This is a genomic window from Nonomuraea sp. NPDC049152, from assembly GCF_040648355.1.
Classification (GTDB): domain Bacteria; phylum Actinomycetota; class Actinomycetes; order Streptosporangiales; family Streptosporangiaceae; genus Nonomuraea.
In genome coordinates this window covers 46,613-65,087 of sequence record NZ_JBEZDO010000027.1, presented here as the reverse complement: position 1 = coordinate 65,087, position 18,475 = coordinate 46,613, and the positions used below count along the sequence as shown (strand labels likewise).

At 69.6% G+C, this 18,475-nt stretch carries 20 protein-coding genes; 12 read left to right on the top strand and 8 right to left on the bottom strand.

Features of this window, described 5'->3' with window-relative positions; all coding sequences use genetic code 11:
* Positions 1-22: 22 nt before the first annotated feature.
* Genes AB0B45_RS37375 through AB0B45_RS37365 form a run of 3 tightly spaced genes read left to right on the top strand, consistent with a single transcriptional unit; the run spans position 23 to position 2,823 of the window.
* Entirely contained in the window at positions 23-1,369 is a 1,347-nt protein-coding gene (locus tag AB0B45_RS37375; protein ID WP_358140723.1) for an aldehyde dehydrogenase family protein, read from the top strand.
* Positions 1,370-1,813 carry a DUF3598 family protein gene (locus tag AB0B45_RS37370; RefSeq protein WP_358140720.1) on the top strand — a complete coding sequence of 148 codons (444 nt, stop codon included), beginning with the start codon at positions 1,370-1,372 and terminating at the stop codon, positions 1,811-1,813.
* Positions 1,810-2,823, top strand: a complete 1,014-nt coding sequence (locus tag AB0B45_RS37365; RefSeq protein WP_358140717.1) for a nitrilase-related carbon-nitrogen hydrolase — start codon at positions 1,810-1,812, stop codon at positions 2,821-2,823. The genes AB0B45_RS37370 and AB0B45_RS37365 overlap by 4 nt, the downstream gene beginning before the upstream one ends.
* On the opposite strand, the gene AB0B45_RS37360 is transcribed toward AB0B45_RS37365, so the two are convergent.
* The 8 genes from AB0B45_RS37360 to AB0B45_RS37325 all read right to left on the bottom strand — a co-directional run bounded on the left by AB0B45_RS37360 (position 2,792) and on the right by AB0B45_RS37325 (position 9,687).
* Positions 2,792-3,559 carry an ABC transporter permease subunit gene (locus AB0B45_RS37360; protein ID WP_358140714.1) on the bottom strand — a complete coding sequence of 256 codons (768 nt, stop codon included), beginning with the start codon at positions 3,557-3,559 and terminating at the stop codon, positions 2,792-2,794. The two genes, AB0B45_RS37365 and AB0B45_RS37360, sit on opposite strands and share 32 nt — an antisense overlap.
* A complete protein-coding gene (locus tag AB0B45_RS37355; protein WP_358140711.1) occupies positions 3,556-4,314 on the bottom strand; it encodes an ABC transporter permease in 759 nt (252 codons plus the stop codon). Before AB0B45_RS37355 ends, AB0B45_RS37360 begins: the two co-directional genes overlap by 4 nt.
* Complete coding sequence (locus AB0B45_RS37350; RefSeq protein WP_358140708.1) at positions 4,311-5,276, bottom strand: ABC transporter substrate-binding protein; 966 nt, start codon at positions 5,274-5,276, stop codon at positions 4,311-4,313. Before AB0B45_RS37350 ends, AB0B45_RS37355 begins: the two co-directional genes overlap by 4 nt.
* Positions 5,273-6,046, bottom strand: a complete 774-nt coding sequence (locus tag AB0B45_RS37345; RefSeq protein WP_358140705.1) for an ABC transporter ATP-binding protein — start codon at positions 6,044-6,046, stop codon at positions 5,273-5,275. Before AB0B45_RS37345 ends, AB0B45_RS37350 begins: the two co-directional genes overlap by 4 nt.
* 90 nt (positions 6,047-6,136) lie before the next feature.
* The gene (locus tag AB0B45_RS37340; protein ID WP_358140702.1) at positions 6,137-7,072 is read right to left on the bottom strand and encodes a methyltransferase; all 936 of its coding nucleotides are present in this window, start codon (positions 7,070-7,072) and stop codon (positions 6,137-6,139) included.
* 88 nt (positions 7,073-7,160) lie between these two features.
* On the bottom strand, positions 7,161-7,940 hold the full coding sequence (locus AB0B45_RS37335; RefSeq protein WP_358140699.1) for an ABC transporter permease subunit: 780 nt from the start codon (positions 7,938-7,940) through the stop codon (positions 7,161-7,163).
* Positions 7,937-8,710, bottom strand: coding sequence for an ABC transporter permease (locus tag AB0B45_RS37330; RefSeq protein ID WP_358140696.1), 774 nt, complete (start codon positions 8,708-8,710; stop codon positions 7,937-7,939). The genes AB0B45_RS37335 and AB0B45_RS37330 overlap by 4 nt, the downstream gene beginning before the upstream one ends.
* The gene (locus AB0B45_RS37325) at positions 8,707-9,687 is read right to left on the bottom strand and encodes an ABC transporter substrate-binding protein (protein ID WP_358140693.1); all 981 of its coding nucleotides are present in this window, start codon (positions 9,685-9,687) and stop codon (positions 8,707-8,709) included. Before AB0B45_RS37325 ends, AB0B45_RS37330 begins: the two co-directional genes overlap by 4 nt.
* Positions 9,688-10,067: 380 nt before the next feature.
* Between AB0B45_RS37325 and AB0B45_RS37320 the strand changes: the two genes are divergently transcribed.
* The 9 genes from AB0B45_RS37320 to trmD all read left to right on the top strand — a co-directional run bounded on the left by AB0B45_RS37320 (position 10,068) and on the right by trmD (position 18,382).
* Positions 10,068-13,067 (top strand): nitrate- and nitrite sensing domain-containing protein, encoded by a 3,000-nt coding sequence (locus tag AB0B45_RS37320; RefSeq protein ID WP_358140690.1) that lies wholly within the window; start codon positions 10,068-10,070, stop codon positions 13,065-13,067.
* Positions 13,064-13,486, top strand: coding sequence for a roadblock/LC7 domain-containing protein (locus AB0B45_RS37315; protein ID WP_358140687.1), 423 nt, complete (start codon positions 13,064-13,066; stop codon positions 13,484-13,486). Before AB0B45_RS37320 ends, AB0B45_RS37315 begins: the two co-directional genes overlap by 4 nt.
* A 5-nt stretch (positions 13,487-13,491) precedes the next feature.
* Complete coding sequence (locus tag AB0B45_RS37310; RefSeq protein ID WP_358140685.1) at positions 13,492-13,887, top strand: DUF742 domain-containing protein; 396 nt, start codon at positions 13,492-13,494, stop codon at positions 13,885-13,887.
* Positions 13,888-13,894: 7 nt separating this feature from the next.
* The gene (locus AB0B45_RS37305; protein ID WP_358140922.1) at positions 13,895-14,452 is read left to right on the top strand and encodes an ATP/GTP-binding protein; all 558 of its coding nucleotides are present in this window, start codon (positions 13,895-13,897) and stop codon (positions 14,450-14,452) included.
* A 55-nt stretch (positions 14,453-14,507) separates the two neighbouring features.
* Complete coding sequence (ffh, locus tag AB0B45_RS37300; RefSeq protein ID WP_358140683.1) at positions 14,508-16,070, top strand: signal recognition particle protein; 1,563 nt, start codon at positions 14,508-14,510, stop codon at positions 16,068-16,070.
* Between the two features lie 276 nt (positions 16,071-16,346).
* A complete protein-coding gene (rpsP, locus tag AB0B45_RS37295; protein WP_358140679.1) occupies positions 16,347-16,796 on the top strand; it encodes a 30S ribosomal protein S16 in 450 nt (149 codons plus the stop codon).
* A gap of 1 nt (position 16,797) precedes the next feature.
* Positions 16,798-17,043 carry an RNA-binding protein gene (locus tag AB0B45_RS37290; protein ID WP_192780433.1) on the top strand — a complete coding sequence of 82 codons (246 nt, stop codon included), beginning with the start codon at positions 16,798-16,800 and terminating at the stop codon, positions 17,041-17,043.
* 65 nt (positions 17,044-17,108) lie between these two features.
* Complete coding sequence (gene rimM / locus AB0B45_RS37285) at positions 17,109-17,612, top strand: ribosome maturation factor RimM (RefSeq protein ID WP_358140676.1); 504 nt, start codon at positions 17,109-17,111, stop codon at positions 17,610-17,612.
* Positions 17,609-18,382: a tRNA (guanosine(37)-N1)-methyltransferase TrmD gene (trmD, locus tag AB0B45_RS37280; protein ID WP_358140673.1), complete on the top strand. Its 774-nt coding sequence runs from the start codon at positions 17,609-17,611 to the stop codon at positions 18,380-18,382. The genes rimM and trmD overlap by 4 nt, the downstream gene beginning before the upstream one ends.
* The last annotated feature ends 93 nt before the right edge of the window (positions 18,383-18,475 follow it).

Here is an 18,475-nt window from a genome sequence, read left to right as displayed (position 1 = left end):
ATTGTCGGCTCTGATCATGGTGGTGAACCCCCTCACAGGCGAGGCCGAGCGCCCGCTGTCGCCGCTGCCCCTCGGGGAGCTGGCCGCGACGGCGGGCGCGCTGCGCTCACGGTCGGCGGCCTGGCGCGCGGCCGACAGGGGCGTGGCGCTCTCCGCCTTCGGCGCCGCTGTCGCACGCGACGAGCAGCTGCTGGCCGCGCTGGTCGCCGACACGGGCCGCCAGGCGGAGTCGGAGCTGGAGCGGCGCGCGGTGGCCGCCCTCATCGACCGATGGGTACGGCAGGCGCCCGCGCTCCTGGCCGATCGGCCCGACGAGCCGGCCGCGGTCCAGGGGATCGTGGTGGGCGGCGAGGCGGTGCCGTACGAGCTCGTCGGCGCGATCAGCCCGTGGAACTTCCCGCTCCTGCTCGGCCTGATCGACGCGGTCCCCGCGCTCGCCGCGGGATGCGCGGTGCTGGTCAAGCCGAGCGAGCTGACGCCCAGGTTCATCGAACCGCTCATGCGGCTGGTGCCGTCCGAGCTCCCGCTGCGCGTGGTCGAAGGCGACGCGGGGACGGGGGAGGCGCTGGTGGGGCTGGTCGACGCGCTGGTGTTCACCGGCAGCGTCGCCACGGGCAGGAAGGTCGCGCAGGCCGCCGCCCGCGCCTTCATCCCCGCCTTCCTCGAGCTGGGCGGCAAGGACCCCGCCATCGTGCTGGCAGGCGCCGACCTCGACAGGGCCGCCACCGCGATCCTGCGCGGCGGCACCGCGAACGCGGGTCAGGCCTGCCAGTCGATCGAGCGCGTCTACGTCGCCCGCGAGGTCTTCGACGACTTCCTCGGCCTGCTGGTGGACAAGGCGAGGGCGACGCCGCTCACCTGCGAGGCAGGGCCGGTGGGTCCGCTGGTCAGGACCGGTGTCATCCCCGCGCAGCTGGCTGAGGCGGTCGAGCGGGGCGCCGTCGTGCACACGGGCGGGCAGGTCGAGCGGCACGGCGGCGGCCACTGGATGCGGCCGACCGTGCTCTCCGGCGTCGACCACTCCATGCGGGTGATGACCGAGGAGACCTTCGGTCCCGTTCTCCCCGTGATGCCCTTCGACGGCGTCGAGGAGGCGGTCGCGCTGGCCAACGACTCCGACTACGGCCTGTCGGCGGCGGTGTTCGCGGCCACCGAGGAGGAGGCCAGGCAGGTGGCCTCCCGCCTGCGGGTGGGCGCGGTCAGCGTCAACGACGCCGCGCTGACCGCCTTCGTCCACGAGGGCGAGAAGCACTCGTTCAACCTCTCGGGGCTCGGCGGTTCCCGCATGGGCCCGGCCGCCATCGACCGCTTCGTCAGGCGCAGGGCCCACCTGGTGAACCGGTCACCCCGATCCGTCTGGAGCGTGTAGATGGGACTTCGCGCGGAGATGCCGCTGCTGGCCAGGCACGAGGGCGAGTGGGAGGGGACCTACCGCCACCTTGACGGCCTCGGCCAGGTGGTGGACCTGCACCGCTCTCACCTGACCTGCTCGATTGTCGACGACAGCGTCTACCACCAGGTCAACGAGTACACCTGGGACGACGGCAGGACCGAGCGGCACGAGTTCCCCGGCACCTACCTGGGCGGCGGGCGCTGCGCCTTCGACACCGAGCGCATCAGGGGCGAGTTCTGGGAGCTCGACGCCTCCACCATCTACCTGAACTGGGTCTTCAAGGCCGAGGACGAGGACCTGAGGCTGTTCGAGCTGATCGTCCTGAGCGAGGACGGCACGACCCGCAGCAGGGTGTGGCAGTGGATCCAGGCAGGCGAGTGCGTGCGCCGCACGCTGATCGACGAGAAGCGCATCGGATGACCGCCTATCGAGCGCTCGCCCTGCAGGTCAGGACCGAGGCGGTGAACGGCTCGGCCGAGCCGCGCGCGCTCATCGCCTCCGCGATCGGCAGGATCGCCGCCCAGACCGCCGCGGCCAAGGCGTGGATCGGCCCTGACCTGCGCCTCGTGGTGCTGCCCGAATACGTGCTCACCGGCTTCCCCTTCGGCGAGAGCGTCGCCGAGTGGCGGACGAAGGCGGCGCTCGCCCCCGAAGGCTCCGAATACCGGGCGCTGGGCGAGATCGCCAGGAGCAACGGCCTCTTCCTGTGCGTCAACGCCTACGAGAGCGACCCGCACTTCCCCGAGCTGTTCTTCCAGGCCACGGTCATCCTCGACCCGGCGGGCGAGAGCGTCCTGCGCTACCGGCGGCTGCACTCGATGTTCTCCCCGACCCCCTACGACGTGTGGGAACGCTACCTCGACGTCTACGGCCTGGACGCCGTGCTGCCCGTCGCCCGCACCGAGATCGGCAACCTCGCGGTGCTCGCCTCGGAGGAGATCCTCTACCCCGAGCTGGCGAGGGCGCTGGCGCTGCGCGGCGCCGAGGTGTTCTGCAACCCCACCGCCGAGGCCTCCTCGCCCGCCCTCACCCCGAAGGCGATCGCCCGGCGGGCCAGGGCCATCGAGAACCTCGCCTACGTGGTCAGCGCCAACAGCGGAGGGCTGGAGGGGCTGCCCATCCCCGGCGACTCCACCAGCGGCGGTTCCGAGCTCATCGACTTCGAGGGCCGCCCGATCGTCCAGGCGGGACAGGGCGAGTCGCTGGTCGCCGCGGCCGAGCTCGACCTGGTCGCGCTGCGTCGCTTCCGCCGCCGTCCCGGCATGGGCAACCTGCTGGCCAGGGTGAAGCCCGCGCTCTGGGCCGAGGAGTACGGCTGGCACGACGTCGAGCGCCCCGACGAACTCGCCTCGGGACCGCCGACCAGGCAGTGGTTCCTCGAGCGGCAGCAGGCGGCGATCAGGAGGCTGTACGGCCCCGACGCCACCTGAGCGCCCGGCGCTCCACCGCGAGGAACACCCCGTTCAGCAGCACGCCGAGGATGCCCAGCAGCACGATGCCCGCCCACATCGCGGGGATGTCGAAGCTGCCCTCGGCCTCGCGCATGCGGTGCCCGATGCCTTCGCTGCTCGCGTACAGCTCGGAGATCACCATCATGATCAGCGCGAGGGCGACGCTCAGCCGGAGGCCGGCGAAGATCTTGGGTCCGGCCGCGGCCAGCACGATCGGCCAGCGCCGCAGGTGGAAGACCTGGGCGGTGTCGAGGTACTGCCTGTCGACGTAGCGGGCGCCGTCCATGGCGTTGACGAGGACCGGCCACAGCACGCCGTAGACGATCGCGGCCAGCTGGATCGGCGTGCCGACCCTGAAGAACACCAGGAACACAGGCAGCAGCGCGGCGGGCGGCACCGACCTGCCGAAATGGACGAGCGGCTCCACCAGCGCCGACAACCACCTGGAGCGCCCGAGCGCGACGCCGAGCGCGACACCGGCAGCGGCGGCCACCGCCCATCCCGCGGCCAGCCTGCCCAGGCTCGGCAGCAGGTCAGCCGCCGCCTCCTCGGTCAGGAACAGCCTGGTCGGCGGGCCGGCGAACCACATCTCGCGCATCCTGGCCAGGATCGTCGAAGGGGGAGGGAAGTAGACCGCGCCGATCGCGCGGGTGGCCAGCTCCCACACGACCGCCGCGACGGGCAGCAGCCAGTACCAGGCCAGCCGCCTGATCACGCCGTCTCACCCGCTCTCGCCCTGTGCCAGCCGAACAGCCGCCGCTCCGCCGCCGTGAACAGCGCGTTGGCGCCCAGCCCTATCGCGCCGGCCCAGATGGTGGCGGCCAGCATCCTGTCGACCCTGTTGGCGCTGCTCGCCTGCACCAGGAAGGTGCCGATGCCGCCCGCGCCGCCAGCGATCAGCTCGACGCTGACCGCCACGATCAGCGTGACGGACACCGCGATGCGCACGCCCGTCGCGATGAAGGGAGCGGTGCTCGGCAGGGAGACGCGCCACAGAATCGCCAGGGGACCGAAGCCGAAGCCGCGCATCGTGTCCTTGGCGACGGGGTCCACGTCGCCGAGGCCGTACATCGTGTTGATCAGCAAAGGCCACGAGCAGGTGTAGACGACCAGCGCCGTCTTGGCGTCCTGGCTGTCGGTCCAGACGAACATCGCCAGCGGGATCAGCGACAGCGAGGGGATCGGGCGCAGGAACTCCACCAGCGGGCGCACCGACCGCTCGACCGCTGGCACCGTGCCGAGCAGCAGTCCCGCGGGCACCGCCGTGACCATCGCGATCACCAGCCCCGTCGCGCAGGCGGCGAGCGTCGTGCCGACGTCGGACAGGAACGCGCCGTCGACCGCCAGACCGGCCGCCGTCGCGAGCACGGCGGACACGGGCGGAAGCACCTCGATCAGTCCCGTGCGGCCTGCGGCCTCCAGCAGGAGCAGGAAGCCGAGGACGCCCGCGACGCCCAGCGCCTTGGTCATCCGATCCTGGCGGGGATCAGCGTGGTGACGTCGGGCTTGGTCTTCAGGTAGCCGTAGCCGTGCAGGAGGTCGGCCAGCTTCTGGAACTCGCCCTTGTCCACCTCGGCGGAGAACCGGCCGAGCTTCATCGCCGCCGCCGCCTCCGCGGGGATCTGCGTGTAGGTGGGGATGACGGCGTTGATGGCATCGCGGTCGGTGCTGGCGATCTGCTGCGCCTTGGCCAGCGCGCGGTGGAAGGCCGCGGCCGTCTTCGGGTTCTTGGTCAGCCAGTCCTCCGACACGCCCCACGCGTCGAGCGGCAGGCCCGCCGTCGGACCCGAGGTCGTGTCGATGACCTCGACGGCACCCAGGTTCTTCTTGGCGGCGGTCAGGAACGGCTCGACCAGCCACGCCGCGTCGATCTTCTTGGCGGACAACGCCGTGAGCTGGTCGGCGAACGGCACCGCGACGAACTTCACGTCCTCGGGCTTGAGCCCCGCCTGCTGCAGGTGCGCGTTGGTGACGGTCTGGCCGAGCGCCTTGAGCACGTTGACACCGACCGTCCTGCCCTTGAGGTCGGCCGCGGTCTTGACGGGGGAGTCCTTGGGCACCACGACGCTGGCGATGCCCGGCGCCGCCGTCTGCACGTGCTGGAACAGCTTCAGCTTGGCCGCGCCCGAGTCGTTGATGGCCAGCAGCGAGACATAGCTGGTCAGGAAGGCGTCCATGCTGCCGTTGAGGATCTTCGGCATGACCGCCTGAGGGGCCTGGATGATCTCGGTCTTGACCGTCAGCCCCTCGGCCTTGAAGAAGCCGTTCTTCTCGGCGATGAACAGCGGCGCCGACGAGGGCACGGGGACCACGCCGACGGTCAGCGTCGTCTTCTCCAGGGCCGCGCCGCCGCCACCGCCGCCATCGGTACCGCCGCCACCGCAGGCGGTCAGTGCCGTCACCAGGACGATCGCCAGTGCTGCTCGCTTCACGCGTGGGTCCTCTCGACGCCGCGCACGAGGCGTCCCACCTCGGCGCGCAGGTGGACGAAGTCGGGATGCTCGCGGGTGGAGATCTGGTCGCGCGGTGAGGGGAGCTCCACCTTCAGATCGCCCACGATGTGGGCGGGCGCCTTCGACAGCACCACGACCCTGTCACCGACGTAGACGCTCTCGTCGATGTCGTGGGTGATGAGCACGATGGTCATCTGGTGGTGCCCGCGCACCTGCAGGACCAGGTCCTCCAGGTCCTCCCTGGTCTGCGCGTCGACCGAGCCGAACGGCTCGTCCATCAGCATCAGCTTGGGCCGGTAGGCGAGCGCCCTGGCGATCGCCACCCGCTGCTGCATGCCGCCGGACAGCTGGAAGGGGTACTTCTTGCCGGCGCCCTCGAGGCCGACGGACTCCAGCGCCTCCTGCGCGGCGGCCCTGCGCTGCTGCTTGTCCATGTCCTTGCGGCGCAGGGGCAGCGCCACGTTCTCGGCGACGGACATCCAGGGGAACAGGGAGCGGCTGTAGTCCTGGAAGACGACGGCCAGGTTGTCGGGGGTCTGCTTGACCAGCTCGCCCGCGATGCGCACCTCGCCGCCCGTGGGCTGGATGAGCCCGGCGATGGAGCGCAGGAGGGTGGACTTGCCCGCGCCCGAGGGTCCCACGACGCACAGCAACTCGCCCTCGGAAACGCTCAGATTCAGCCCCTCGATGGCGTGGTGGGCGCCGGCGCCGCCGCCGTAGACGTGGGAGAGGTTCGATATCTCAAGCACGCTGGATCCTAGGGGCCGCTGGGGGTCGGAGTTGTGATCCGGACTCTATCGGAGCAGGCGATCATCGGCCATCGCCATGAAGCCTTCCCGTCAGACGGGCACGGCCTCCACCAGGCTCGCTCCCGCGGACAGGTCGAACACCTCGGTGAGCCTGAACCCGGTCTTCTCCAGCAGGACGGCGTACTCCTGGCGGGTCCGTTCCGTTCCGCCGTCGAACAGGGCGAGCATCCGCATGTCCATGTCCTTGCCGACATGCGGTTCGTCCTCGTCGGGAAGGACCATCTCGAGGATGAGCACTCGCCCGTCCTCCCTGATCGCCTCCCTGACCCTGCGCAGGATGCGCTCGGCGTCGTGGTCGTCCCAGTTGTGCAGGATGCTGGCCAGCAGGTACGCGTCGGCCCCCGCGGGGACGTTCACGAAGAAGTCTCCCGCCAGCACCTCGCACCGATCCATCAGGCCGTGGGAGGTGAGCGCCTCCGTCGCGCCTGGGACGACATGCTCCAGGTCGACCAGGACGCCGCGGGTCTCCGGATAGGCGTGCAGCACCGACGCCAGGATGTGTCCCTTGCCTCCCGCCACGTCCACGAGCGTGTCGACCTGCGAGAAGTCGTACCGCTCCGCCACCTGCTGGGCGAAGGGCATGGCCCTGGAGGTCATGTAGTCGTCGAAGATCGCACCGATCTCGGGGTGCCGCCCGAGACGCTCGTAGAGCGGCCCGTACCGCTCGACGAACGCCGAGCGGCCCTGGCGCACGGTGGCGGGCAGGTTGCCCAGGGCGTACCAGAACCCCTCCTCGACGATCATCCGTACGGCGGGCAACGTGGAGTCGGGAGCGTCGGAGCGAAGCGATGCGCCCTCCTCGGTCAGCTCGTACCGGTCAGGCTCGACCGATCGCACGATCCCCATGCCGGCCAGCTCGCGAAGAACCCGGCGCAGGGAAGGGGCGTGCGCGCCGCACCGGAGAGCGAGCTCCTCGGCGTTCAACGGGCCTTCGGCCAGATGATCGGCGCATCCCAGCTCCGCCATCGTGGCAAGGGCGGCAAACCTGGAGAGGCCCGAAATGGAGTTCCAAATAGGGCCGGCCGGGTGTGACACGATTCCTCCAACACGTGATCTAGTGTGTGCGCCTGGCGTGGTGATGCCAGACCAGTAGCCGTCGTTCCGCCACGGTGAACAGCGCGTTCAGCAGGTAGCCGAGCAGGCCGAGAAGCGCGATGGCGCCCCAGACTCCTGGGGTGTCGAAGCCGCGCTGCGCCTGCAGGAGCTGGTAGCCGATGCCGTCCGTGCTGCCGAACAGCTCGGAGATGACCATCAGGATGAGGGCGAGCGACAGGCTCAGGCGCAGTCCCGCGAAGATCTTCGGAGCCGCCGCGGGAATGATGACGTTCCGCAGCTGCTGGGGCTTGGTCAGGCCGAAGACGATGGCGGTCTCGATGTGGGTCCTGTCCACGGCCTTGGCGCCGTCGATGGAGTTGAGCAGCACGGGCCACACGACGCCGAAGACGATCGCGGCGATCTGCATCGCCAGGCCCGCGTGAAAGAGCACCAGGAACAGCGGCAGGAGCAGCGGCGGCGGGATGACCCTGCCGAACTGGATGAGCGGCTCGACGTAGTCGGCCGCGGTGCGCGACCGGCCGAGGATCACCCCGACGATCACGCCCAGCACGGCGGCGAGGATCCAGCCGGTGAACATGCGACCCAGGCTGGGCAGGATGTTCTCGATCGCGTCGTCGGTCAGGAAGACCCTGGTGGCGGGCCCCGAGAACCACAGCTCGTGCATTCTCAGCACGATGGTGGAAGGCGGGGGGAAGTCGATGTCCCCGAGCATCCGCGTGGTCAGCTCCCAGACGGCCAGGACCAGCGGGACCAGCCACACGCGCTTGAGAGTGGTCACGTCGTCGCTCCGGTTCTGGCCTGGTGCCAGTGGAAGAGCCGCCGCTCGGCGGCGACCAGCAGGAGGTTGGCCACCAGGCCGACGATCCCCGCCCAGAACGTGGCGGCCAGGATGAGGTCGGTACGGTTGCCGCTGCCCGCCTGGATGACGAACACGCCGATCCCGCCCGTGCCGCCCGCCAGGAGCTCGGAGCTGACCGCGAGGATCAACGCGATGCCGGCGGCGATGCGCACGCCCGTGAGCATGAACGGCGCCGCGCTGGGCAGGCTCACCCTCCGCAGGACGTCGACGGGACCGAAGCCGAAGCTGCGCAGCGACTCCTTGGCGAGGGGGTCGACGTCGTGCATGCCGTACAGGGTGTTGATCAGCACCGGCCACAACGAGGCGTAGACGATGACGGACACCTTCATCAGCGAGTCCACCGAGATCAGCAGGATCGCGAGCGGGATGATCGCCACCGAGGGGATCGGCCGCAGGAACTCCAGGACCGGCCTGGTGGCTCGTTCCACGGACGGCAGGCTGCCCAGGAGCACGCCGAGCGGCACCGCGACCACGACCGACACGAGCAGGCCCAGAGCCCAGTTGGTGAGGGTGATCGCGACGCCGGACAGGAAGTCGGGGTCGGCGAGCAGGGCCCCCGCTTCCCACAGGACCAGTGAGGGGGGCGGGAACACCAAGTCGTCGGTGAGCCCGAACCGGATGGTCAGCTCACCGACGAGGAGGAACCCCGCGACGCCCGCGGCGCCGCGGAGGATTCGCGCACTGCTCATCCGCTGGCGCCGACCAAAATGGTCTTCACGTCCAGCGGGCTCTGGATGTACTTGTACTCGAGCATGAGGTCGGCGACCCGCTGCAGCCGCGTCTCGTTGAGCGAGGTCGGGAACGTCCCGAGCGTGATCACCGAGGCGGTCTTGGCGTCGAGCTTGGTGTAGGTGGGCAGCACGGCCTCGACCTCCTTGCGGTCACTGGCCACGAGCTGCTGGGCCTTCGCGATGGCGCGCTGGAAGGCGGCCAGCGTCTTCGGGTACTTCTTCGTCCACTCCTCGGTCGCCATCCAGGCGGCGATCGGCAGGTCCGCGGTCTGACCCGACATGGTGTCGGCCAGCTTGCGGAACCCGGACTGGCTCTGCGTGGCGGTGATGAACGGCTCGGTCATCCACGCCGCGTCGCCCTGGCCTGCGGTGAGCGCGTTGGCCATGTCGGGGAAGGGCTTCTCGACGAACTTGATGTCGTCCTTCGTGAGTCCCGCGACCTTCAGCGTGGCTTCCACGGTGAGGGTGCCGATGTTGTTGAGGGTGTTGACCAGAACGGTCTTGCCCTTGAGGTCGGCGACCGAGTGCAGCTGCGAGTCCTTGGGGACCATCAGGTTGAAGGTGTTCGGCGCGGCCTGGTAGACGTCACCGACGACCTTGATCTTCTCGCCCTTGCTGGCGGCGAGGAAGGTCGAGACGTAGTTGGTGTGCGAGATGTCGAGCGCGCCGCTCTTGATCTGCGGAAGCGCGGCGGCGCCGCCCTGGATGATCACCGGCTCGACGGTGAGGCCCTCGGCCTTGAAGAACCCCTTCGCGTTGGCGATGTAGAGCGCCGCGGGGTCGGGGATGGGAAGCGCGCCGACTTTGATGGACGTCTTCTCCAGCCCCTTTCCCTCAGCGGGGGCGCTGGTCGTATCCGTTCCACCGCAAGCGGCGAGGGCGAGCGCTGTCACCAGGCCGAGAACGAGCGCGCGAGCGTGGACTATGCGAGTCATCGAGGAGCTCCTGCGAGGGGGGAAGCGTGGATGTCCGTTATGACGGGCGTGAAGCGTACCGGAGCTGGATCTTTCCTGGAAGACGAGTGCCGTGTATATGAGCACATGCGCGAAAAGGAGGAATTATGACATGTCGTTAATGTGGTGCTTCATGAGCATAAGTGGCCGTATGTCTGGTTTAGCGGCGGATGAGGCAGGCGTCCGATGGACGAGGTGGCAATAAACGCGTAATGGGCTGGATCGTTCCAAAAGTTGCATTGCATTGGCGTGAGATAGAAGGTTGTGCTCCAATTGCCCCGATACTTGCCTGCAACCACTCGTCTCACCGGCGAATCGGTTCGCTCCGCACAAGCGCAGGCATCCGCGAGAGGTTACGACTTGTGAGGACAGCAACGACCGGCTCCGGTCGTGGCATCGCGCCGGAACCCCCGGGCCCCCCAGCGGCTCGCGAGCCGATGCCCGAGCCGGGCAAGGACGCCGGTAGCAAGATCGCCCTGCGCAACTGGCGAGTACGTACCAGACTCGTGGCGCTCATCGCGGTCCCGACCGTCGTGGCCGTTCTGCTCGGCGCGCTCCGTGTGACCACGTCGATCAGCAGCGCGGAGGAGTACGGACGCGTCGCCGACGGAGCGGAGCTGGTGGTCGCGCTGGGCGGGCTCGGCCACGAACTCGCCCTCGAACGAGACCTGTCGGCCAGGTACGTCGCCGCGAACAGGAACGACGGCGACCTCCCGGGCCTTAAGAGCCAGTACCAGGCGGTCGACGCCGCGGTCACCAAGGTGAAGTCCGCCGCGCGGACGGCCGAGGAATCGATGTCGGAGCTGGGTCGCCGCGAGCTGGGGCAGGTCCGGATCCGGCTCGACCAGCTGCCGACCCTGCGTACGACGGTCACCGACAGCCAGCTGCCCCCACTGCCGGTCATGGAGAAGTACTCCGAGACCATCGCGGAGATGCTGCAGCTCTACGACGAGACCGTCCAGGGTGTCTCCGACGACGAGCTCATCGTCACCAACGCCGCCCTCGGCGCCGTCGCGAGAGCCAAGGACGAGGTCTCGAAAGAGCGGGCACTGCTGACGATCGCCCTCGTGCGGGGCAGGTTCGACGGCACCGAGTTCGACGCCTTCCTCGCCGCCCGATCCAGCAGGGACAGCGAGCGCAACGCCTTCCGCACCGCGGCCACGCCCGCGCAGCGGCAGTTCTTCGACGACACGGTGACGGGCCAGGAGGTCGGGCGCGCCGAGCTGTACGTCGCCAGGGCCGTCTACCTGCACAACCAGCGGACGTCGCTGCGCGCGCTCGACACCTCCACGACCCAGGACGCCGAGCGCTGGTTCGACGCGATCTCCAAGACCGCGGACCGTCTCTACGCCGTGGAGAAGGCGCTGTCGGCCTCCATCACGATCAAGAGCACCGAGCTGAGGGCCGCCGAGCAGCAGGTCGCCATCGTGAACGTGGCCCTCGTCCTCGTGCTCCTCATCATCGTCCTGATCATCACCGCGATCATGGCGAGGTCGCTGGTACGCCCGCTCCGCCGGCTGCGCGGTGACGCGCTGGAAGTCGCGGGCAGGACGCTCCCCGGCATCGTGCGGCGGCTGCGCGAGGAGGGGCACGACGCGGAAGCCGTGGAGGTACCGCCGATCGGCGTCTCCTCCCAGGACGAGATCGGGGAAGTGGCGCGGGCCTTCGACGAGGTCCACCGCGAGGCCGTACGGCTGGCGGGCGAAGAGTCCAAGCTCCGCGCCAACGTCAACGCCATCTTCGTCAACCTCTCCCGCCGCAGCCAGACGCTGGTCGAGCGGCAGATCACCCTCATCGACGGCCTGGAGCAGGGCGAGCAGGATGAGCAGCGGCTCGCGAACCTGTTCAAGCTCGACCACCTGGCCACCCGCATGCGCCGCAACTCGGAGAACCTCCTGGTCCTCGCGGGACAGGACCCGCCGCGACGGTGGAGCCAGCCGGTGCAGCTGGTCGACGTGGCCCGCGCCTCCCTTTCGGAGGTCGAGAACTACGACAGAGTGAACCTCCAGGTGCCCGGCGGCGCGGCCGTCGCCGGTCAGGCCGTCAACGACATCATCCACCTGCTGGCCGAGCTGGTGGAGAATGCCCTGGCGTTCTCACCCCGGGAGACCCACGTCGTGGTCTCGGGCAACAGGATCGACGGCGGCGGCATGATGGTGTCGATCACCGACTCCGGCATCGGTATGACGCAGGAGGAGCTCGTCCAGGCCAACGCGCGCCTGGCCGAGGCACCGACCGTGGACGTGTCGGTGTCGCGGCGCATGGGCCTGTTCGTGGTCGCGAGGCTGGCGCACAGGCACGGCGTCAGAGTGCAGCTGCGCCCGCACGGCGGCGGCGGCCTCACCGCGATGGTGTTGCTGCCCGAAGCGCTGCTCGGCGGCCCCACTCCCGCGATGGCCGGTTCGGGCGCCATGACGGGCGCCGGCGGCAGGGCCGCGGAGCCGAACTCGCCCGCCGGTTGGCCGGGCGACACCCAGCGGCCCGCCGCCTTCACCGCCGACACCGGGCCCGCGTGGGCCTCGGAGCCCGGCACGGGCATGGGCGGACCCGGTGGCTGGAGCTCCGAGCCGGGATCCATGCCGAGCTGGGGCGGCGCCGACGCGGGCGGCGCGGGTTCGTGGCCGTCCTCGGCGCAGTGGCCCTCGTCGGACGGAGGCGCGCCGCAGTGGCCCTCCTCGGACGGAGGCGCGCCGCAGTGGCCCTCCTCGGACGAAAGCGCGCCGCAGTGGCCGTCCTCGGACCGGGGCGCCGCGCAGTGGCCGTCCGAGCCCGGCTCGTGGGCCTCGGGCCCTCGGGTCGCGGGCGGCACCTTCGACAGCGTCGAGGCGGACGTGTGGGCGCCGAGCAAGGGGGCATGGCCCGAGGCCGCGCCGTCCGAGCAGCCCTCCACGTGGTCGTTCCAGGACAGGGCGCCCGCCGCACCGGGCACAGGACGGTACGACTTCCCCGAGGTCGAGTCGAACCCGACGGGGCCCATCCCCGCGGTGAAGGGCGCCAAGGGCGACGAGTTCCTGCCGATCTTCGCCTCCGTCGAGTCGGCCTGGTTCGACCAGGGTGAGGAATGGGGGACGGCCAAGGCCGACGCGGGCTGGTCGGCGGCGGAAGCCGTACGCGAGCCCGTCAGGGACGGGTCCACCGCCGCGGGACTGCCCAAGCGGGTGCCCAAGGCCAACCTGGTCCCCGGCTCCGCCGACACCTCGGCGCCCAAGGGAGTCGCGCCCATGCCGGCGATCTCGCCGGAGCGGGTGCGCAACAGGTTCTCGAGCTTCCAGCAGGGGTTCAGGGCCGCACGTGACGACATCAGCGAGGGCCGCTACACGGGCGGCCCGAGGAGCGTTGATAGCAGGGAGGAGGACGAGTGAACGACCTGAGCCACGCGGCACGCGGAGTCGATTGGTTGATCACCGACTTCGTCAGTGGCGTTCCCGGAGTCGCCCACGCGGTGGTGGTGTCTTCGGACGGCCTTCCGCTGGCGGCCTCTTCTGGATTTCCGGCCGATCGAGCCGACCAGTTGGCCGCCATCGCCTCAGGACTGATCAGCCTGACGCAGGGAGCGGCGCGGGTCTTCGAAGGGGGACCCGTCACCCAGACGATCGTCGAGATGCAGCGCGGGCTGATGCTGATCATGGCGATCAGCGACGGCTCGTGCCTGGCGGTGCTGGCAGCGCCCGACTGCGACATGGGGCTGGTGGCGTACCAAATGACGCTGATGGTGGAGCGGGCAGGTCAGGTGCTCACGCCTGCCGTACGCGCCGAGCTCCGCGCGACCCAGACCAGGTGATGTAGGTGACGGACCCCAGATGGAATTCCGGCGGCGGCTGGCAGCCCCCGCCGCCCACCCATGCCGAGCCCGCGTCTCCGGTCCGCCCATACGCCGTGACAGGCGGGCGTACGGCGCCGCGGGTGAAGTTCGCGATGGAGGCACTGGTCTCCTCCGCCACGGTGGAGCCGCGTGATCTGTCGCACATGCCGGAGTACGCGGCCATCAGTCAGCTCTGCCGCAGCGTCAGGTCGGTGGCGGAGATCTCGGCGTTGCTGCGGATCCCACTCGGCGTCGTCAGGGTGCTGATCGCGGACATGGCGACGGAGGGACTGATTCGGGTGCACCAGCCACAGCTCGAGGCCGGAAAGCCCGACATCACACTGCTCGAAAGGGTGCTCAGTGGACTTCGCAGGCTCTAGCCGCGGGCTGACCTCGACGAAGATCGTCGTGGCCGGCGGCTTCGGCGTGGGGAAGACGACGTTCGTGGGTGCGGTGTCGGAGATCCTGCCGCTCACCACGGAGGCGGTCATGACCAACGCCTCGGCGGGCGTGGACGACCTCAGCCTGACCCCGGAGAAGACGACCACGACCGTGGCCATGGACTTCGGCCGGGTGTCGCTGGACAGGGACCTGATCCTGTACCTGTTCGGCACGCCTGGTCAGCACCGGTTCTGGTTCATGTGGGACGACCTGGTGCGCGGCGCGATCGGCGCCGTCGTGCTCGTCGACACCCGCAGGCTCGCCGACAGCTTCCCCGCGATCGACTACTTCGAGGAGGCCAAGCTGCCCTTCGTCGTCGGCCTGAACGGCTGGGACGGGCAGCAGCTCCACTCGGAGGACGAGGTGCGCGACGCCCTCACGCTGTCGCCGCACGTCCCGCTCGTCAGGCTGGACGCACGCGCCCGCGACTCGGTGAAGAGTGCGTTGATCACCCTGGTCGAGCACGCGTTGACCATCCGCATGGCCGTCCCCGGTCTCCAATAGCGGTTAGGCTGAGTCGCAAGACCACGCATATTCGCTTCGAGGACTGGCCAACCACGTGTTCGAGACGCTTTCCGACCGGCTGACATCGGTCTTCTCCTCCCTCCGATCCAAGGGTCGGCTGTCCGACGCCGACATCGACGCCACGGCGCGCGAGATTCGCATCGCACTGCTCGAGGCCGACGTCGCGCTGCCTGTGGTCAAGGCGTTCGTCGCCCAGGTCAAGGAGCGGGCTCGCGGCGCCGAGGTCTCCCAGGCGCTCAACCCCGCCCAACAGGTCGTCAAGATCGTCAATGACGAGCTGATCGCGATCCTGGGCGGGGAGACCCGCAGGCTCCGCTACGCCAAGACGCCGCCGACGGTCATCATGCTGGCCGGTCTGCAGGGCGCGGGCAAGACGACGCTGGCGGGCAAGCTGGCCAAGTGGCTGCGCGACCAGGGCCACGCGCCCATGCTGGTCGCCGCCGACCTGCAGCGGCCCAACGCGGTCACCCAGCTGCAGGTCGTGGGCGAGCGGGCGCAGGTCGCCGTCTTCGCCCCGCAGCCGGGCAACGGCGTGGGCGACCCCGTCGCCGTGGCCAGGGAGTCGATCGACTTCGCCAGGCAGCGCCAGCACGACATCGTCATCATCGACACCGCGGGCCGCCTGGGCATCGACCAGGAGCTGATGAAGCAGGCCGCCGACATCCGCGACGCGGTCACGCCCGACGAGGTCATGTTCGTCGTCGACGCCATGATCGGCCAGGACGCGGTCACGACCGCGCAGGCCTTCATGGAGGGCGTCGGCTTCGACGGCGTCGTGCTCACCAAGCTCGACGGCGACGCCAGAGGCGGCGCCGCCCTGTCGGTGCGCCACATCACCGGCAGACCCATCATGTTCGCCTCGACGGGTGAGAAGCTCGAGGACTTCGACGCCTTCCACCCCGACAGGATGGCCTCCCGCATCCTCGACATGGGTGACATCCTCACCCTGATCGAGCAGGCGCAGAAGACCTTCGACGAGGAGCAGGCCGCCAAGATGGCGGGCAAGCTCACCTCGGGCGAGAACTTCACCCTCGAGGACTTCCTCGAGCAGATGCAGATGGTCCAGAAGATGGGGCCCATCAAGAACCTGCTCGGCATGATGCCCGGCATGGGGCAGATGCGCGACCAGATCAACTCCATCGACGACCGCGACCTCGACCGCATCGCCGCCATCATCCGCTCGATGACGCCGGGCGAGCGGCAGGACCCGAAGATCATCAACGGGTCGCGCAGGGCACGCATCGCGGGCGGCGCCGGTGTGTCGGTGACGGCGGTCAACAACCTGGTCACCCGCTTCTTCGAAGCGCAGAAGATGATGAAGCGGATGGCGGGGGGCATGGGCATCCCCGGCATGCCGGGCGGCAGGGGCAAGGCGGCCAAGGCGGCGCAGAAGAAGGCCAAGAAGGGGCGGCGCGTCAGCGGCGACCCGCGCAAGGCGGCGCTGGGCAAGGCCAACTCCGCGGAGGAGGAGACGCCGACGCCCTCCGTGGGCGGAGCGCTCGGCAACCTCGGCGGACTGGGCGGCAAGCTCCCCAAGGGAATGGAGCTGCCGCCGGGCTTCGACCCCTCCAAGCTGAAGCTGCCAGGACAGCAGTGATGTTCGAGAAGCGGGCACGGGTGATCATCGCGGTCCTCGTGCTCGCCATCTTCGCCCTCGGCGCGTTGCAGCAGTTGGGCGGCAGTTTCCGCTGAAGACCGTGTCGGGTTCGGTCACTGTTCTGGATCTGGCACAATGGCATGTTGGAACATCGTGACCAGGTGGGTGCCCTCTCACCTCCCGCCAGTCACGCCTGTCCCTAGAGTCGACTCTCCGCCGTGCCCCACTCGGCGAGGCTAGGCTCACCCACGCTCTAATGCAGGAGAGACCACACCAGTGGCAGTCAAGATCAAGCTCAAGCGGCTCGGCATGATCCGCAACCCGCAGTACCGCATCGTCGTCGCCGACAGCCGTACCAAGCGGGACGGCAGGGCGATCGAGGAGATCGGCCTGTACCACCCGAAGGAGAACCCTTCGTTCATCAGAATCGACGCCGAGCGCGCCGCTTACTGGCTGGGTGTCGGCGCGCAGCCGACCGAGCCGGTTCTCAAGCTGCTCAAGCTCACGGGCGACTGGCAGAAGTTCAAGGGCGAGGCCGCCCCTGAGCCGCTGAAGGTCGCCGAGCCGAAGGCCGACCGTCACGCCATCTACGAGGCCGCGGCCAAGGAGGCGCTGTCCGGTGGCGACACCGGCACCACCGCCACCACGCCGAGGAAGGCCAAGAAGAAGGAAGAGACCGCGGAGGCCGCCGCTGAGGCTCCCGCCGAGACTCCGGCCGAGGCCTGACATGCTCGAGGAGGCCCTCGAGCACCTCGTGAAGGGCATCGTCGAGAATCCCGACGACGTCCGTGTCCGTGCCCGCCGCATTCGTAGCGGGCGCGTTCTCGAGGTCCGGGTCCACCCCGAGGACCTCGGCAAGGTCATCGGCCGCGGCGGACGCACGGCCAAGGCGTTGCGCACTGTGATCAACGCCTTGTCCGACGGCAAGTACGTGCGGGTCGATCTGCTCGATCTGCACGAGGCCGTCCGCTAGCGAGGAATGTCGAGCCCCCACCGGCCTGGCCGGTGGGGGCCGTTTTCGTGGAAGGTAGTGCGAAGGTGCAGCTAGTCGTCGGCAGGATCGGCCGCCCCCACGGGGTGCGCGGCGAGGTGACCGTCGAGGTCCGAACCGACGAGCCGGACCTGCGCTTCGCCGCTGGATCGTCCCTGGCCACCGAGCCCGCCGCGCGCGGCCCGCTCTCGGTCGAGGGGCACCGCTGGCACAAGGGCATCCTGCTGGTGCGCTTCGAGGGCGTCTCCTCCCGCGAGGCCGCCGAGGAGTTGCGCGACACGATGCTGGTCATCGACTCGGCCGAGGTGACGCCGTCGGACGACCCCGACGAGTTCCACGACCACCAGCTCATCGGGCTGTCCGTCGTCACCGTCGAAGGCGAGCCGGTCGGCGAGGTCACCGACGTGCTCCACCACGGCCAGGACCTCCTGGTCGTACGGCGCGCGGGAGCCGACGACGCCCTCATCCCGTTCGTCAAGGCGCTCGTCCCCGAGGTCGACGTGCCAGGGGGCAGGCTCGTCGTCGACCCGCCGGAGGGCCTGCTGTCATGAGGCTCGACATCGTCTCGATCTTCCCCGAGTACTTCGCCCCGCTCGACGTCTCGCTCATCGGCAAGGCGCGCGAGCGCGGCACCCTCGACGTGCGGCTGCACCAGCTGCGCGACTGGGCGCACGACGTCCACAAGACCGTCGACGACACGCCCTACGGCGGCGGCCCTGGCATGGTCATGAAGCCGGAGGTCTGGGGCGAGGCGATCGACTCGATCACCGGCGACGGCGCGCCCCGCATGGTGGTGCCCACCCCGAGCGGCCGTCCCTTCACCCAGGAGCTGGCCCAGGAGCTCGCCCATGAGCCGTGGCTGCTGTTCTGCTGCGGACGCTACGAGGGCATCGACTCCCGTGTCATGGCCGAGTACGGCACGCGCCTGCGCGTCGACGAGGTCAGCATCGGCGACTACGTCCTGGCGGGCGGCGAGGTGGCCGTCCTGGTCATGGTCGAGGCGATCGGCAGGCTGCTGCCCGGCGTGCTCGGCAACGCCCACTCCGCCGTCGACGACTCCTTCGCTCCGGGCGCGATGCGGAACCTCCTCGAAGGGCCCGTCTACACCAAACCGCCCGTCTGGAGGGGGCGTGAGGTGCCCGACGTGCTGCTCTCCGGACACCACGGAAAGGTGGCCAGGTGGCGCAGGGACGAGGCGCTGCGCCGTACGATGAGGAACCGGCCCGATCTGGTCGAGGCGCTCGAGGCCTCGGCTCTCGACAAGCGAGACAGGGAGCTGCTGCTCTCGTTTCGCACGGAGCCGGAAGATATGGCAAACTGAATCGCTGGTGTGCCCGTCGTCGGCCACCTGATTCATCCAACCAGCAAGCGTGTCCCCCTCGTCGCAGTGCCAAGGCGCTGCCGGGTGGACCTC